This is a genomic window from Capnocytophaga genosp. AHN8471, from assembly GCF_016806945.1.
Lineage (GTDB): Bacteria > Bacteroidota > Bacteroidia > Flavobacteriales > Flavobacteriaceae > Capnocytophaga > Capnocytophaga periodontitidis.
In genome coordinates this window covers 128866-143967 of the sequence record NZ_JAESPJ010000019.1, presented here as the reverse complement: position 1 = coordinate 143967, position 15102 = coordinate 128866, and the positions used below count along the sequence as shown (strand labels likewise).

Annotated in this window: 13 protein-coding genes; 6 read left to right on the top strand and 7 right to left on the bottom strand. The window is 38.1% G+C overall.

Annotation, left to right across the window (positions count from 1 at the left end; genetic code table 11):
- The first annotated feature begins 7 nt into the window (after positions 1-7).
- The 5 genes from aroQ (at position 8) to brnQ (ending at position 6114) form a co-directional block, all read left to right on the top strand.
- Positions 8-427, top strand: coding sequence for a type II 3-dehydroquinate dehydratase (aroQ, locus tag JMN12_RS08850; RefSeq protein ID WP_009413994.1), 420 nt, complete (start codon positions 8-10; stop codon positions 425-427).
- Positions 428-3259 carry an AsmA family protein gene (locus tag JMN12_RS08845; RefSeq protein ID WP_203083330.1) on the top strand — a complete coding sequence of 944 codons (2832 nt, stop codon included), beginning with the start codon at positions 428-430 and terminating at the stop codon, positions 3257-3259. It begins immediately after the preceding gene.
- Positions 3183-3704 (top strand): methylated-DNA--[protein]-cysteine S-methyltransferase, encoded by a 522-nt coding sequence (locus tag JMN12_RS08840; protein WP_203083329.1) that lies wholly within the window; start codon positions 3183-3185, stop codon positions 3702-3704. Before JMN12_RS08845 ends, JMN12_RS08840 begins: the two co-directional genes overlap by 77 nt.
- A gap of 10 nt (positions 3705-3714) precedes the next feature.
- Positions 3715-4659 (top strand): GSCFA domain-containing protein, encoded by a 945-nt coding sequence (locus tag JMN12_RS08835; protein WP_203138696.1) that lies wholly within the window; start codon positions 3715-3717, stop codon positions 4657-4659.
- Between the two features lie 150 nt (positions 4660-4809).
- Entirely contained in the window at positions 4810-6114 is a 1305-nt protein-coding gene (brnQ, locus tag JMN12_RS08830) for a branched-chain amino acid transport system II carrier protein (protein WP_088594545.1), read from the top strand.
- A gap of 84 nt (positions 6115-6198) precedes the next feature.
- Here the strand turns inward: brnQ and JMN12_RS08825 are convergent, their stop codons facing one another.
- Both JMN12_RS08825 and JMN12_RS08820 read right to left on the bottom strand, forming a co-directional pair.
- Positions 6199-8442: a nitric-oxide reductase large subunit gene (locus tag JMN12_RS08825; protein ID WP_088594546.1), complete on the bottom strand. Its 2244-nt coding sequence runs from the start codon at positions 8440-8442 to the stop codon at positions 6199-6201.
- A gap of 195 nt (positions 8443-8637) precedes the next feature.
- Positions 8638-9780, bottom strand: coding sequence for a TlpA family protein disulfide reductase (locus JMN12_RS08820; RefSeq protein ID WP_088594547.1), 1143 nt, complete (start codon positions 9778-9780; stop codon positions 8638-8640).
- 121 nt (positions 9781-9901) lie between these two features.
- On the opposite strand from JMN12_RS08820, the gene JMN12_RS08815 reads away from it, so the two are divergent.
- Positions 9902-10357 carry a hypothetical protein gene (locus JMN12_RS08815; RefSeq protein ID WP_203138694.1) on the top strand — a complete coding sequence of 152 codons (456 nt, stop codon included), beginning with the start codon at positions 9902-9904 and terminating at the stop codon, positions 10355-10357.
- Between the two features lie 49 nt (positions 10358-10406).
- On the opposite strand, the gene nqrF is transcribed toward JMN12_RS08815, so the two are convergent.
- Genes nqrF through JMN12_RS08790 form a run of 5 tightly spaced genes read right to left on the bottom strand, consistent with a single transcriptional unit; the run spans position 10407 to position 15095 of the window.
- Entirely contained in the window at positions 10407-11720 is a 1314-nt protein-coding gene (gene nqrF / locus JMN12_RS08810) for an NADH:ubiquinone reductase (Na(+)-transporting) subunit F (protein ID WP_198466514.1), read from the bottom strand.
- The gene (gene nqrE / locus JMN12_RS08805) at positions 11704-12450 is read right to left on the bottom strand and encodes an NADH:ubiquinone reductase (Na(+)-transporting) subunit E (protein WP_198472442.1); all 747 of its coding nucleotides are present in this window, start codon (positions 12448-12450) and stop codon (positions 11704-11706) included. The genes nqrF and nqrE overlap by 17 nt, the downstream gene beginning before the upstream one ends.
- 20 nt (positions 12451-12470) lie before the next feature.
- Positions 12471-13118: an NADH:ubiquinone reductase (Na(+)-transporting) subunit D gene (locus JMN12_RS08800; RefSeq protein ID WP_048745855.1), complete on the bottom strand. Its 648-nt coding sequence runs from the start codon at positions 13116-13118 to the stop codon at positions 12471-12473.
- Between the two features lie 6 nt (positions 13119-13124).
- Positions 13125-13862 carry a Na(+)-translocating NADH-quinone reductase subunit C gene (locus tag JMN12_RS08795; protein WP_009413846.1) on the bottom strand — a complete coding sequence of 246 codons (738 nt, stop codon included), beginning with the start codon at positions 13860-13862 and terminating at the stop codon, positions 13125-13127.
- Positions 13863-13865: 3 nt separating this feature from the next.
- On the bottom strand, positions 13866-15095 hold the full coding sequence (locus tag JMN12_RS08790; RefSeq protein ID WP_203138693.1) for an NADH:ubiquinone reductase (Na(+)-transporting) subunit B: 1230 nt from the start codon (positions 15093-15095) through the stop codon (positions 13866-13868).
- Positions 15096-15102: the final 7 nt, after the last annotated feature.

Sequence of the window (15102 nt, the reverse complement as noted above, 5' to 3'; positions counted from 1 at the left end):
TGTGTTTATGAAAAAAATAATGATTATCAATGGGCCTAACCTCAACTTGTTAGGAACTCGTGAACCTGAAATTTACGGCTCTCAAACTTTTGAAGCAATATTAGCCGAGTTACAAACTAAGTTCCCTCAATGTGAATTGCTCTACTTCCAAAGCAATCACGAGGGAGCTCTTATTGATAAAATTCACGAAATAGGCTTTACTTTTGAAGGAATAGTGCTCAATGCTGGCGCTTATACCCACACTTCTATCGCTTTAGCTGATGCTATCAAAGCTGTTAAAACTCCTGTAATAGAGGTACATATCTCCAATACTTTTGCCCGAGAAACTTTCCGTCATCATTCTTATTTATCAGCAGTAGCCAAAGGTGTGATTGTAGGGTTGGGAATAAAAAGTTATGAATTAGCAATACGAAGCTTTATCGACTAAATGAAGAAATATCTACTTAAAACACTGAAATACTTAGGAATAGTAGTGGGATTACTATTAGCCTTTGTAATTGTTTTCCCAATGCTCTACCCCGAGTATGTTACTGAAAAAATAAAGAAATTAGCCAACGACAACCTCAACGGTGAACTGAACTTCTCTAAGGCAAATCTCACTTTCTTTACACATTTTCCCTCACTTACTCTTAACTTAGACGATGTACTCCTCAAAGGGTCAGCTCCCTTTGAGAACGACACTTTAGTATCGGTAAAACGACTCTCTTTAGGGATAGATGTGAAGGAATTGCTCTTCTCTAAAAAAATTGATATAGAGGAGATTTATCTTAAAAATGCTTTTGTTCATATCCAAGTAGACAAACAAGGAGGAGCGAGTTATAATGTGTACAAATCATCAGAAGAAACTACTGACGAAGGAGATGATGACGCTCGCGTAGATTTACAACGCATTGAATTAAAAGATACTCGATTGATTTATGACGATAAATCTACCGGTATTTACATTCAAGCCAACGGCTTTAACTACTTAGGAAAAGGAGGTTTAGAAGAATCTATTTTTGATTTGCGCACCAAAGCCCAAATACAATCATTAGATTTTATCTTTGGTGGTGAAACTTACCTAAAGGACAAACACGTAAATGCAGAGCTTATCACTCAAATCAACACGCATTCATTATCGTTTATTTTTCAACAAAACGATTTAAAAATAAACCAATTACCCGTAGACTTCAAAGGAAAGTTAGACTTCTTGAGCAATGGTTATAACCTCAATTTTGAAATCAATTCTAAAGATAGCAATCTCAACGATTTCTTTACAGCTTTGCCCCCTCAGTTTACCCAATGGCATAAAAAAGCAACCCTTAAGGGAAAAACTGACATTTTCTTTTCAATGAAAGGAAAATATATTGCTTCACAAAACCTGAGTCCCGATATTTTCTTTAAAATGAAAGTGAGAGACGGCTATGTAGGCTATGAAGGTGTGCCAGCACCAGCCGAACATCTCTTCCTAAACATAGAGACGAGTCTGCCCTCTTTAGATGTGAATAAAGTAGGGGTTAAACTCGATTCTATCTATTTTACAATTGGTAAAGAATATTTTTCAGGTATCTTGAATTTAAACGGTATAAATCCTCCAGTGATTGATGCAAAAGTGTGTGCAAACATCAATGTAGCAAATGTAATGCACTTATTGGATATGAAGGATTTAGAGGTAAAAGGGATGCTCTTAGCCAATATAAAATCTAAAGGAACGTATGCTCCAAAACAAAAGCTATTCCCTATTACCAAAGGTGATTTGGAATTTTCCGAAGGTTATGTAAAAACACCTTATTACCCCAATCCTATCACCAATATACATTTTAAAGGAAAGGTAGAGAATACTGATGGCAGTATGAAAACGCTGGCATTGCAACTCAATCCTCTCAATTTTCTTTTTGAAAATAAACCTTTTACAGTGAATTTAGCAATGGAAAATTTTGACGACATTCACTATGATATTCAAGCAAAAGGCGAACTCAACATTGCTAAAATTTACAAAGTATTCTCACAAAAAGGCTTGGAATTAGAAGGTTATGCCAATGCCGATGTATCGCTAAAAGGTACACAGAGTGATGCCACCAATGGGCGTTATCATTTATTGCAAAACAAGGGTAGCATTGAACTTCGCAATATCAAAACAACATCAGAATATTTACCAAAACCATTTATTATTCAGCAAGGACTTTTTAGATTTCAGCAAGATGATATGCGCTTTACTAATTTCCGAGCTACTTATGGTAAATCCGATTTTTTGATGAACGGACGAATGAGCAATGTCATCAACTTTTTATTCTCTAAAAATCAGATACTCAGAGGTAATTTTTCTGTATCCTCTAACTATATTGATGTTGATGAGTTTATGTATGCTTCCCCTGCTCCCTCACCAGAAGAAACAAAAGATGAAACTACTACAAGCCCAACACCTGCTGTCGCTTCTGAAAAAGGTGTAGTGATTGTACCTAAACCTTTTGATTTTAACCTAAATGCTAACCTGAAAAAGGTAGTTTTTCAAGGGCTTGACATTCTCAACCTCAAAGGAAGTACGCAACTAAAAAGAGGTACTTTAGCCCTGAAAAATGTAAACTTCAACGTTATAGGAGTTACCGCTCAAATCAATGCTAAATACGGCGATGAAACCCCTAAACGCGCTCATTTCGATTTTGATATCAAAGCTGAAAACTTTGATGTGCAACGCGCTTATAAAGAGGTAAAACTCTTTAGAGAAATGGCTTCAATGGCTAAAGATGCACACGGTATTATTTCTTTAGATTATAAAGTAGCTGGAAAACTCAACGATGAGATGTCGCCCATCTACCCTTCACTTAAAGGAGGTGGTGTGCTTTCAGTGAAAGATGTACAAATGAAAGGCTTTAAACTTTTCAATGTGATTAGTGATAAAACAGGTACCGATGCGCTAAGAGATTCTAAACTTTCTACTATCGACATCAAAAGTGAGATTAAAAACAACCTCATCACCGTAGAGCGATTTAAGTTTAAGGTATCAGGATTCCGCCCACGCATTGAAGGACAAACCAGTTTTGATGGGAAACTCAACTTTAAAATGCGTTTAGGTTTACCTCCTTTGGGAATCATAGGTATTCCTATAAAAATAACAGGAACTCAAGAACATCCTAAAATAGGCTTAGGAAAAAAATCTAAAGATTTAGAAGAAACTGAATACGATGCTAATAACGAAGCTACCAATGAAGAAAAAGATACTGAAATTATACAAGAAGAAAATCATCACCCCAATAGGAGTGATGATAGCAATGGCAACTGATGAAGCTATTTGTGTATTAGATTTTCTTGACCAAACAACTTGGCATCGAGATCAAGCTGAAGTACTTTTGCGCTTGGAAGCTAAAGATATGGAGCAAGAAAACGCCTTGCTTTTAGAACTCGAAAAGCAACTCAAAGAATATTTTGCTAAAGAGCGCAAAGAGTTTACGTTACCCATTACCTTAGTAGGCACACCCTTTCAGGAAGAAGTGTGGAAGGTATTGCAAACCATTCCGTATGGTGAGACACGCACTTATAAAGAACAAGCAATTGCTGTAGGAAATCCCAAAGGCGTTCGTGCAGTAGCCAATGCCAATAGTAAAAATCGCCTCTCTATTATCGTACCTTGCCACCGTGTGATTGGCAGTAATGGTACGCTCATAGGTTATGCAGGTGGTCTTAGCCGAAAGGAGTTTTTGTTGAATTTAGAAAAAAATAATTCCTAATACTATAACTATGGATTTTAGAACAATTGTACCTATCTCTAAAGCAACAAAAAGCATTACTTACTATACCTCTATAGTGAGTTTAGGTTCGTGCTTTGCTGTGAATATGGCACAAAAGTTCGCTTATTACAAATTTCCTATTACTGTAAATCCGTTTGGAGTGCTCTTTCATCCACAGGCTATTGAGTATATTCTGCAACATACCATTGCACACACTCCTTATACCGCTGAAGATTTCTTCCTTCACGATGAATTGTGGCATAGTTTCTACTTTCATTCGGATATGAGCCGCCCCTCACTCAAAGAGGCAATACACTTGGCTAACAGCCAGCAAATACAATTGCAACAAGCCTTGCAAGAGGCGAGCTTTTGTTTTATCACCTTGGGGACAGCTTGGGTATATATCTACAACAGCACCGATACTATCGTAGCAAATTGTCACAAACTACCTGCTCAACACTTCTCTAAACGCTTGCTCTCAATAGAAGAAATCACCGAGAGTCTCAATCATATTATTACACTACTCACACAGCTCAACCCCTCAATAAATGTGATTTTTACTATTTCTCCTGTACGCCATATCAAAGACGGCTTCCTTGAAAATCAGGTGAGTAAATCACAACTCTTCTCAGCTCTATACCCTCTTATCACCAACAACAAGAGCCTTTATTTTCCTGCTTACGAATTGTTATCAGACGAATTGCGCGACTATCGTTTCTACGCCAATGATATGGTGCATCCATCGGAAATGGCTATCAATTATATTTGGGAACGTTTGGTTACTACCTATATAGAAACTGCCACTCAAGCAGATATGAAACAAGTAGACAGTATCCAAAAAGGCTTATCTCATCGTCCGTTTAATCCTGAAACTGAAAGTCATCAGCAGTTTTTAGCACAATTACAACAAAAAATGGAGGCATTTACTATGAAATACCCCCATATTAGGTTTTAGGAAGCTCTTTCTCCTTCAAGAGATACGAATATCCAAATAGGTAGTATTAACTGCTAAAAAAAAGAAAACAAAGAAAAATAAAGAAAAATTTTCTTTTAATAAAAGAAAGTTGTATCTTTGTGGCGATATAAGCTATTAAACCTAATGATTATGGATAAAAAGAAATTTATCACTGTTGTAACAGCTGGTTTTGCTCTATTTGCGATGTTTTTTGGGGCGGGCAATTTAGTTATCCCTCCCTATATAGGATTAAAAATAGGAGCTTTAAGTGGTGTGGCTTTTGCAGGTTTCTTTGTATCGGACATACTGCTATCGTTTTTGGCGGTGGTAATGGTAGCCTCCATAGGGCTCACCTTCACCGATTTAGGCAAGCGTTTTCCCCCATTATTCGTCAATGCGCTTGTTTTCATTATCATCGTTACGCTAGGGCCTCTCATTTGTGTACCACGAACGGGTTCTACTACTTATGAAGTAGCTGTACAACCTTTCTTCCCTCAAATAGACAAGATTACCTTTGGTGTGTTCTACTTTGGTATTACCTTATTGCTTTCTATTTCAAAAGCTAAAATAGTGGATATCATAGGTAAAATCCTCACACCTTTTTTGATTCTTTCGCTTACAATTTTGATAGTTGTGGGTACTCTCAATGCCCCTAAAGAGTTGGCTGATAATGGTTATACCTTTAGAGAGGCCTTTGCTTTTGGTTTTTCGAAAGGGTATTTAACTTTAGATGTGCTGGCGGGGGTTATTTTCTCAGGCTTAATTATTTCATCTATAGTTCGTGAAGGGTACCAAAGAGAGGCTGATAAAAAACAAGTTACTATACTCTCAGGGATAATATCTGCAGGCTGTTTGGTGTTTATCTACGGAGGACTATTATATTTAGGTGCAACCTCTAATCTTTCCCCTTCAGAAGAGGGCGTTAGTTATATAGATATCCTAAAACACATAGCTTACAATGTATTGGGTAGCAATGGAGGAATTGTTATCTCAGTAGCAGTAGCTTTTGCTTGTCTAACCTCAGCGATTGCTATTGTATCGGCTATGGGTGAGATTTTCGAGAATATCAGCAAAGGGCGTATTCCTTATAAATGGGGGGTATGGATTTGTAGTATAGTATCCTTTGTCCTTTCTATTCAAAGTGTTGAAGAAATCATACATTACGCCGGTTATCTGTTAGATTTTTCATACCCTATCACCATCGCGCTTACGCTGTTTGTACTTTTCTTTGGTAAACAAGTAAAAAGCAATACTCCTTATATAGTAGGAGTGACACTCACCGCTGTATTATCAGGACTTTTTATCATCGGCGATTTGCAGAATATAGAATGGATTATTAAATTCAGAACATTGTTGCCCTTAAGTAGTTATAAAATAGAGTGGTTTTTACCTGCTTTCTTATCGTTTGTCATAACAACAGTGATAATACGAATCCAAAGTTTCGCAAAGAACTAAGCTAATTCTATTTAACTAATATATAAAAAGGCTACCTACAACACTGTAGATAGCCTCTTTTCATTTAGGGATTTTTGTAAGACATTATCTTTTTTCTTTGAGTGACCAACCGGTTTTGAGTCCGATGATGAAGTATACCAATAGCAATTCACCTATAGCTAAGAGAGTATCACCAGGTATACGCAACCAACGTATGGTTTGCATCAAATCGGTGTGCATAAATTCCTCAGAACGCGCTGACCAATAGCCGTTTTGAATAGCTTCTACTGCTTGCATAATACCTATAGGAAGCAAGCTCACTACTAACATCACAAGTAATCCGATGTTTATCAACCAGAATGCCCAACCAAGAATTTTGTTATTCCAGTGGCGATCGGGGTATAGACCGCGAAGTACAAACAAGATGAGACCTATACCAAGGATACCATATACCCCAAAGAGGGCAGCATGACCGTGTACGGCTGTAGTGTTCAAGCCTTGTATGTAGTACAAAGCGATAGGTGGGTTGATAGCAAAACCAAAGATACCTGCTCCTAAGAAGTTCCAGAAACACATTGCGATAAAGCAATAGATAGGCCATTTATAGGCTTTAATCCACTCAGTAGATTTAGAAATTTTATAGTTGTGATAAGCTTCAAAACCTATAAGTACTAAAGGTACAATTTCCAAAGCACTGAATGTAGCACCTAAAGCTAATACACCTGTAGGGGTCGCACTAAAATACAAGTGGTGGAAAGTACCTAATATACCTCCTGCTAAAAATACGATAGTAGAGAACAATACTGAAGCACTCGCTACTTTCAAGCGCAACAAGCCCATACGTGAGAATAAGAAAGCAGCTACAACGGTAGCAAACACTTCAAAGAAGCCTTCTACCCAAAGGTGAACTACCCACCAACGCCAATATTCGGCGATAGCCATATGAGTTTGGCGACCATACATTAAGCCTGCACCATAGAAAGCGGCAATAGCTATAGAAGCCAATACAAAGAGTAATAACAAATGGCGGTTTTCGTCTTTTTTACGCAAAGCAGGCAATAAAGCTCTCACCATTAAGAACAACCATAAGAATAAGCCTACAAGCAATAAGATTTGCCAGAAACGACCTAATTCTATATATTCATAACCTTGATGACCAAACCAGAAGTTTTCAACCAAGCCTAATTTTTGCATTACACCGAACCATTGTCCTGCTAATGACCCTAATACAACAATCAATAAGGCAATAAAGAGAATGTTCACACCTAATTTTTGGTATTTAGGCTCGTGACCTGATACAGCAGGAGCAATGTAAAGCCCTGTGGCTAACCAAGAGGTTGCAATCCAGAAAATAGCCAACTGTACGTGCCAACTACGTGAAATAGCTTGCGGCAATACCAAATCAAGAGGAATACCAAAGAATCCTTCACCTTCTACGCCATAGTGCGCTGTGATTACCCCAGCCACCATTTGTACTAAAATAAGCAATGATACAATCCAGATGTATTTAAGGGTTGCTTTCATTGAAGGTGTAGGTTTCATACCACGCATAGGATCTTCAGCGGGGAGGTGTTCGTTTTCTTCTTCTTCTTTGTTACTTGCATGGTAGTACACCAAAAGTCCTACCCCAAATAGCAACATTAGCACACTAAATCCTGACCACATTTGTAGTGAGGTAGACGGATGATTACCTATCACGGGGTCGTAAGGCCAGTTATTGGTGTAGGTTACATCACTATTAGGGCGATTAGTGCTACATACCCAAGAAGTCCAAGTAAAGAACGCATTCATTTGTTGCATACGTGCAGGGTCTTTGATTGCATTCTTAGGAATCGCATAATGGCTACGCGTTTTGTCTAACGATGGGTCGTTCATAAAGAGTTTGGTGTAATAAGCTGCCAACTCTTTAGCTACTTGCGCACGTTCAGGAGAGAAAGTAATCACTCCTGTACTTTGGTCAAAAGTGTTTGAGCGAAGTTCTTTGCGCAACTGCACTTGGTATTTAGCCTGCTCTTCTTCAGAAAGGTCTTTGTAGACCTTACCATCTTTAGCTGCAAAAATATCCAAGAGCATTTCAGATTCGCGGTGTAGGTAATCAGCATTCCAGTCGGGTGCGATATAAGCACCGTGTCCCCAGATACTACCTACCGTTTGTCCTCCCATTGACTGCCAAACATTCTGACCGTCTTTAATGTCTTGCCCATTATAGAGCAATTCCCCATCAGTAGTTACAATTTTTTCGGGGAAAGGAGGCGTAGTACGGTATATTTCTACACCGAAAAAAATCAGTACGAGGAATGAGGCAGCTACTGTTGCCCCAAGCCAAATCCATAATTTCTTAGCTGTCATAAATAAAATATATTAGTGTTTTTTTATTATTTGCGGGTACAAAGATATGAAAGATAATTGTATTTAATATAACACTTATAAGTTTTTTTTTAAACATCTAAGCTAATTTAGAAACATTAAAAAAGGTTATCTATTGATTTACAACAGATAACCTTATCTTTTTCTTCTTAATAGTTTTTAGTTATTGCACTAAAATTATTGTGCTTTAGGATTGGTAAGAACTATTAACTTCTCTGTTATCAATTCTTTTAAGTTTTTATCAGAAGGCATTGGTAGATTCGCATTGATGATATTTCCTTTTTCATTTATCAACATATAACGCGGGATGCTTCTCAAATCGTACAATTCTTTGAATAATTCCTTTGTTTCAGGAGAGGCATATAGATGAATACCACGAAGTTTCTTTTCCTTTACCATTGCTTTCCACGCTTCTTTATCGCGGTCTACCGAAATACTTACAAAGGTAATAGGTAGCGTTTTGTAATCTTCTTGTAAGGCTTCTAAAGCAGGCAACTCCTTACGGCAATCAGGACAATAAGTAGCCCAAATATCTATGAACAGCAATTTACCTTTCAGTGGTAAATGCTCGTATTTCACCTCTTTATCGTTCAAATCGGTGAGAACAGGAAGAGCAGGGAAAGGCTGTCCTGCTTTGAGTTTGTTTAGCAAGTCAATGTGATGGTCAAGCTCGTGTTGAAACTCTATTCCAGACATTCCTTTTCTATTTTTCAGTAACTCTGGCAATAAATCAATAATTTCTTCATTAGTGTCAGTTGCCGAAGTAGGCGATACGCCCTCTATGAGTAAAGGGGCTAATTCCTGCTTGATATTTTCCGATTTAAGCGCTTTGAAATCGGCTAATACTTTGCCCCAAGGGTCATCAAACTCATATTGTACTTTATGAGAGTAAATGCGCCACTGAAAGAGATTGCGTACTAAAATTTGATAATCAGGATAATCGTTAAAATCAGCGGCATTATCTAAATCTACAGTAGCACACAAGGCTTCCAACTCCTTGATAGCAGGAGCTTCTTCTTCGGTATATTTGCGGTGATTCAACAAATATTCCGATACTATAGCCAACTGTTGATAGCGGTTAGCTTTCTCTTCTTTAGCTGCGAAATCTGCTGGTAAGTTTTTCTGTATTTCAGCGTATTGTTGGGCTATTGCCTGCATACTTTGTTTAAAAGCCATAGGAGATTGCCCTAAGAGTTCATTTTGTTTCTCAGCTGATTGTAAACCTATGGTGTCTTTTTGTTGCTGATAAGCCTTTATTGCTTCTTCTGGATTGGAGCACGACACTAAGGCGCATACAAGGATTGCAAATATCTTTTTCATAACACTATGATTTAAAAAATAATGACAAAGGTACAATATTTTTTGGAAATCCCTCTAATTTTAGCAATTATTCCTATTTTTGCACTCAAAAGCCCTCTTATAGGAAACAACAATTCATTTTATGAATATAAATATTGAAGATTTCAGTCTTACTAATTTTATCTCTTCTGTTGAAACTATCCCTTTTGATTATGCTGGTGTAGAAGGTATAGCCGATTGTTTGGGGTATTATATTATCTGCTTTAAGGAAAGAAACAGTGATATTCTCTCTGCTATCAGTTTTGAGGATATTTTACTATACGAAGGACTTACAGAAATAGCTAATCATATTTTACAAACACTGTGTATTCCTATCCGTTTTGGAGATAATAGTCATCTTGTTGCATCTACCTTAGGTACCCCTTTCTTTATTGATGAAAACCTTTTTACTGACCGAAAAATATGGTATTATTATATCAATGAAGGAAAAGGACTTTTAAGTATTGGTATTAATTCAGTAGATAAAGTTATGAGTTTAGAGATTATCAATCACTCCACAATTATAAAAGAACGAAAAGAAGCCTTATCTATATCATAAAAAATCCGACCTATTACTAAGTCGGATTTTTGTATAATGTAGGTAGTTATTAACCACCAAAGTCGTCAAAACGGATGTTTTCATCGGGCATACCAAAGTCTTGTCCCATTTTCTGAACAGCTTTGTTCATCATTGGAGGACCGCAGAAGTACAATTCTATATCTTCTGGAGCTTCGTGTTTGCTCAAATACTGTTCAATTACAGCGTTGTGAACAAATCCTAAGAAGCCATCACCTTCGGTATCATTTATATCTTTTTTCACTTTCCAATTGTCTTCTGGCAGTGGTTCAGAAAGTACGATGAAGAACTTAAAGTTAGGGAATTCGCGTTCTAATTCTCGGAAGTGTTCTACATAGAACAACTCACGTTTTGAACGACCTCCGTACCAATAGGTAACTTTTCTATTAGTTTTTAAGGTTTTAAAGAGGTGATACAAATGCGAACGCATAGGTGCCATACCAGCCCCTCCACCTACGTACAACATCTCGGCATTAGACTCGTTGATGAAGAATTCACCATAAGGTCCTGAAATGGTTACCTTATCACCTGGTTTGCGAGAGAAGATGTACGATGAAGCAACCCCTGGGTTTACATCCATCCAGCCACCTTTAGCTCTGTCGAATGGAGGTGTAGCTATACGTACATTAAGCATAATCTCACGACCTTCAGCAGGGTAAGAAGCCATAGAATAGGCACGTTCAGCAGGTTCAGGGTTTTTCATCACTAATGGCCATAGTTTGAATTTATCCCACTCCATTTTGAATTTATCGGGTTCACCTGGGTGTTCTACAGGGTGTGCGGTAATATCGATATCGGAGTATTTTACTTCACAAGGTGGGATTTCAATTTGGATGTATCCCCCTGGTTTATAATCCATATCTTCTGGAATTTCTACCACAAACTCTTTGATGAAAGAGGCAACGTTGTAGTTACGTACTACAGTAGCTTGCCATTTTTTGATACCAAACACTTGTTCTGGCACCCCAATTTTCATATCTTGTTTTACTTTCACTTGGCAAGCCAAACGCACTCCTTCTTTCAATTCTTTTTTAGTGAAGTGAGGAGTTTCGGTAGGGAGTGCTTCTCCTCCACCTTCGTATACGTGGCATTCACATTGTAAACAAGACCCTTTACCACCACAAGCTGATGGCAAGAAAATCTTTTCATTACCTAAAGTAGAGAGCAGTGAACCTCCAAGAGGCACTTCAACTACTTTATCATTATTGATAGTAATTTTTACAGGTCCTGATGGTGTTAGTTTCTGTTTTACGTAAAGCAAAATAGCAACTAACAAGAGGATTACAACTAATAATCCTATCACCGTTACTGCAATAGTTGTTAATATTTCACTTGCTAATATCATTGCTTAAATCTTTTGTGTTATGAGCTAATTTATCAGTTTTAACTTCTTGTTGGATAGTAGTCTCTTGTTTAGGAGCATCTTTAGCTTCTTCTTTTTTGCTGCTACCACCTGTAAGCATACCACCAAAGCTCATAAAGCCGATAGCCATAAGCCCTGTTGTGATGAAGGTGATACCTAAGCCGCGCAAAGGTGCAGGCACGTGTGAATAACGTATTTTCTCACGAATAGCAGCCAATGCTAAGATAGCGATAGCCCAGCCCAATCCTGAACTCACTCCATAGGCTACTGAAAGACCGAATGAGTGAATTACTTCAGCACGTGATTGCATAAAGAGAGACCCCCCTAAGATAGCACAGTTTACCGCTATCAAAGGTAAGAAGATACCCAATGAGTTATATAAAGATGGTGAGAATTTCTCTACTATAATCTCTACCAACTGTACCATCGTAGCAACCGTAGCAATGAACAAGATATAAGTAAGGAAGCTCAAATCGTAATTAGCGTACTCTTCGCCTAACCAACGCAAAGCCCCCTCTTTGAGTATGTACTCATTGAGCAACCAGTTCATAGGTACAGTAAGGGTTTGTACGAAGATAACGGCAGCTCCTAAGCCTATGGCAGTAGATACTTTTTTAGATACAGCCAAGTACGAACACATACCTAAGAAGGTAGCGAAAATCATATTCTCAACGAATATTGATTTAAAAATCAGTGTTAAATATTCTAACATTTTCTTTTCTTTTTAAATGATTAATGACTGTCTTCTATCAAGGTCTTGTTGCGTGAACGTTGCACCCATACTACTATACCGTAAGTTACTAATGCCATAGGTGCTAACAACATAAAACCGTTGTTTTCATAGCCCCAAGCATATACACCTGTTTTCTTAATAGGGTCTCCTAATACTTGGAAACCAAGCAAAGTGCCTGAACCTAACAGTTCACGGAAGAAGGCGACGATAAGCAAAGCAATAGAATAACCTCCTGCATTACCAATAGCATCTAAGAACGATTTTCCTGGAGGATTCCCTAAAGCAAATGCCTCAAAGCGTCCCATCAAAATACAGTTGGTGATGATAAGCCCTACATATACCGATAGCTGTTTGCTAAGGTCGTACACATAAGCTTTCAGTACAAAGTCCACCACGATTACCAAAGCAGCTGCTACAATTAGCTGGGCGATGATACGGATTTTAGGTGGTATTACATTTCTAAGTAAAGAAATGGTTACGTTACCCATTACAAGTACAAAGGTAAAGGAAAGACTCATTACAATAGCGGCTCTCAATTGGGCTGTAATCGCTAAAGCTGAACAAATTCCTAATACTTGTACCGTTACGGGGTTGTTATCCCATAGAGGGTCGGTTACTAATTTTGTATCTTTTTTTGATAGTCCCATAGTTTCTTATTTGTTTAAACTTTTAATATAGGATATATAAGGCTCTATGCCATCGCGTATCATTGCTTGCACTCCATTACCAGTAAGGGTAGCTCCTGCAATAGCATCTATTTTCCCATCTTCTTTACGTTTATTTTCAGGGTCACCATTGCTTTTTGAAATTTGAATGCTTTGGAAGTTACCAGTAGCATCCAATAAATGTTCCCCAATAAAGTCGTCCATAAAGAAACGTTCTTTGATATTAGCTCCCAAACCAGCAGTTTCTCCCTTGTGGTCGAAGAAAACGCCACGTACGATAAGGTCTTTATCTACGGCTATATATCCCCAAATAGCATCCCACAAACCACGTCCGCTTACGGGAATGATGTAGAGGGTAGTTCCATCTTTTTCACCTACATAAAGAGGCAAACCTTCACGATGACCGTTGAAGTTGATAAGGTCATTAGCACCTTCTACTTTTTCAGCGGTATTCCCTTTGATAAGGTATTGTTCTTTCACATAGTTAGGGAACTCTTTTTCAGCATCAGTTGTAGAAAGAAACTCTACTTTACCTCCTCCGAGCTCACCTTGGTTGTGATTTACCCCCATAGCGTAGAGGATGTTTTGTTTCTTTTCTAACTTTTTATTGTTACTGATATCGCTGCTCAATGCTGACGAAATACCAGCGAGCAAAGCTCCTACGATTACCACCATTATAATGGCGAAAATCACTGTATACGAATTACTTTCTGTTTTTACTGCCATAATTTATGCGGTTTTAGTAACTGTTTTTAAACGTTTTTTACGACGAGATACATTAGCTTGTACTACGAAGTGGTCGATAGTAGGAGCCAATACGTTCATTAATAGGATAGCGAGCATTACCCCTTCAGGGTAAGCAGGGTTGAAGCAACGGATAGCAATAGCAATAAAACCAGCTAAGAACCCATAGATATACTTACCAGTATTCGTTTGTGCTGCTGTAACTGGGTCGGTAGCCATAAATACAGCTCCGAAAGCCAAACCTCCAATGAGCAAGTGTTGATAAGCTGGTACGCTCCAAATAGCGTAGAAAGAAGTGCCTACCATACTTGGTGCTAAAACGTTGAAGATAGCACCCATTACCCAAGCGCCTACAAACATACTCACCATTACACGCCAAGAAGCGATTTTGGTATAGATAAGGAATAAACCTGCTAAGAGGATAAGGATAGTAGAAGTTTCACCTACTGAACCTGGAATAAACCCGAAAAGGAGGTCAGAATCGGTGTAGTGAATAGGGTGTCCTTGTGCCAAGTTACCTAAGATAGTTTCTCCTGAAACAGCATCTAAGTTTGCTCCAGCTGCAATTTCTTTAGAACGATCTAATACACCTGTTACCCATACTTTATCGCCTGTCATTGAAGTAGGATAAGCAAAGAATAAGAAGGCGCGAATGGTAAGCGCAGGGTTTAAGATATTCATACCTGTACCCCCGAATACCTCTTTACCGATGATTACTCCAAAAGCTACTGCTACAGCAAGCATCCAAAGAGGAATATCCACTGGAACGATAAGTGGCACCAACATACCAGTTACCAAGTATCCTTCTTCTACTTCGTGACCGCGGATGGTAGCAAAGATAAACTCAATGCCCAAACCTACTACATACGACACTACTACCAAAGGAAGTACTTTAATAAAACCAATACAGAAGTTTGTCCAGCTCCAAAAATCACCACTACAGAAAGCTAAGCCTTCAGCAGGATGCGTTAAGTGACCAAAAGCCACTTCGTGCTGGTAACCTGCATTGAAAATACCAAAAATCAAACAAGGAATGAGTGCTAAAACCACCATATTCATTGTTCGTTTTAGGTCGTCGGCAGCCTTAATATGGGTACCTCCGTGAGTTACCTCATTAGGCGTATAGAGGAAAGTGTGGAGCGCATTGAAAGTTGTCTCCATCTTGGTTCCTTTATACTTTTCTTTTAATGTATTTAATTTACTTTTTAAACTCATTTTCTTA

Coding starts and splice junctions, on each gene's coding strand:
- aroQ (WP_009413994.1), top strand. CDS start 8: ATGAAAAAAATAATGATTATCAATGGGCCTAACCTCAACTTGTTAGGA.
- JMN12_RS08845 (WP_203083330.1), top strand. CDS start 428: ATGAAGAAATATCTACTTAAAACACTGAAATACTTAGGAATAGTAGTG.
- JMN12_RS08840 (WP_203083329.1), top strand. CDS start 3,183: ATGAAGAAAAAGATACTGAAATTATACAAGAAGAAAATCATCACCCCA.
- JMN12_RS08835 (WP_203138696.1), top strand. CDS start 3,715: ATGGATTTTAGAACAATTGTACCTATCTCTAAAGCAACAAAAAGCATT.
- brnQ (WP_088594545.1), top strand. CDS start 4,810: ATGGATAAAAAGAAATTTATCACTGTTGTAACAGCTGGTTTTGCTCTA.
- JMN12_RS08825 (WP_088594546.1), bottom strand. CDS start 8,442: ATGACAGCTAAGAAATTATGGATTTGGCTTGGGGCAACAGTAGCTGCC.
- JMN12_RS08820 (WP_088594547.1), bottom strand. CDS start 9,780: ATGAAAAAGATATTTGCAATCCTTGTATGCGCCTTAGTGTCGTGCTCC.
- JMN12_RS08815 (WP_203138694.1), top strand. CDS start 9,902: ATGAATATAAATATTGAAGATTTCAGTCTTACTAATTTTATCTCTTCT.
- nqrF (WP_198466514.1), bottom strand. CDS start 11,720: ATGATATTAGCAAGTGAAATATTAACAACTATTGCAGTAACGGTGATA.
- nqrE (WP_198472442.1), bottom strand. CDS start 12,450: ATGTTAGAATATTTAACACTGATTTTTAAATCAATATTCGTTGAGAAT.
- JMN12_RS08800 (WP_048745855.1), bottom strand. CDS start 13,118: ATGGGACTATCAAAAAAAGATACAAAATTAGTAACCGACCCTCTATGG.
- JMN12_RS08795 (WP_009413846.1), bottom strand. CDS start 13,862: ATGGCAGTAAAAACAGAAAGTAATTCGTATACAGTGATTTTCGCCATT.
- JMN12_RS08790 (WP_203138693.1), bottom strand. CDS start 15,095: ATGAGTTTAAAAAGTAAATTAAATACATTAAAAGAAAAGTATAAAGGA.